Genomic DNA, 1,077 nt, shown 5'->3' with positions numbered 1-1,077 from the left:
TCCGGACAGCGGTCCATGACCCGGCGCACCGCCTCCGGCGGGACCACATCACCCCCGGCCCACACCTCACGCACCCCCGCGAACGCCTCCGGAACCTCCTCCGCCATCACCCGGAACAGACCCGCCGTCAGCCACAACGAGGTGATTCCGTGTTCGGCGATCAACTCCTCGTACGCCGCTGCGTCGAGATGCCCTGCGGGGGCTACGACGAGGGTGCCGCCGTTGAGCCAGGGCACCCACATCTCGTACGTCGACGCATCGAACGCCATCGCGGAGTGGAAGAGCACCCGGGTGTGACTGCCGTTCGCGTACATCGTCTGAGCCGCCAGATCCGCGACATTGCGATGCGTCACCGCAACACCCTTCGGCACCCCCGTCGAACCCGACGTGAACATCGCATACACCGGCTGATCCGCATGCACCCACACCCCAGGATCCGAGAAATCAGCAGGCGCACCCTCGCCCTCCGCCACCGGACCCAGCACCCGCACACCCGCCGGCAACACCAACGAACCCGGATCCCGGTCCGTCACCAGATGCGTGACCCCCGACTCACCCACGATCAACTCGACACGCTCCGCCGGATAACGGGTGTCCAACGGCACATACACCGCACCCGCCTTCACCACACCCAACGTCGAAACCACCGCACCCACCGAACGATCCTGGAACAACGCCACCCGATCCCCCGGCCGCACCCCCTCACCCATCAACCGACGCGCCACCCCATTGGCCAGCCCGTCAAGCTCACGGTAAGAGAGCTCACACCCCTCCCCCACCACCGCAACCGCATCCGGCGTCCGCACCACCTGCGCCCCGAACAACTGCGCAAGACCCACATCCGGACCACCCGTCACCGCACCGGACCACTCCCCCAACAACAACCCACGCTCACCCTCCGACAACAACTCCAACTCACCCACCGGCACATCCGGAGCCGACACCGCAGCACCCAGCAACCGCACCAGACGCTCACCCGCCAACTCCACCGAACGCGCATCGAACAGATCCGTCGCATACTCGATCGTGATGTCCACACCACCCGGCCCACCATCCACCGAACGACGCTCGGCGAAG

1 protein-coding gene is annotated in these 1,077 nt (G+C 66.7%); it reads right to left on the bottom strand.

Annotated elements, in window-relative coordinates:
* On the bottom strand, nucleotides 1–1,037 hold a 1,037-nt coding region (locus tag IE107_RS34450; protein ID WP_189548272.1), incomplete at its 3' end, for an AMP-binding protein.
* Nucleotides 1,038–1,077 lie beyond the last annotated feature (40 nt).

The sequence above is a fragment of the Streptomyces gelaticus genome, assembly GCF_014649535.1.
Lineage (GTDB): Bacteria > Actinomycetota > Actinomycetes > Streptomycetales > Streptomycetaceae > Streptomyces > Streptomyces gelaticus.
This window is presented reverse-complemented; position numbering and strand designations above follow the sequence as displayed.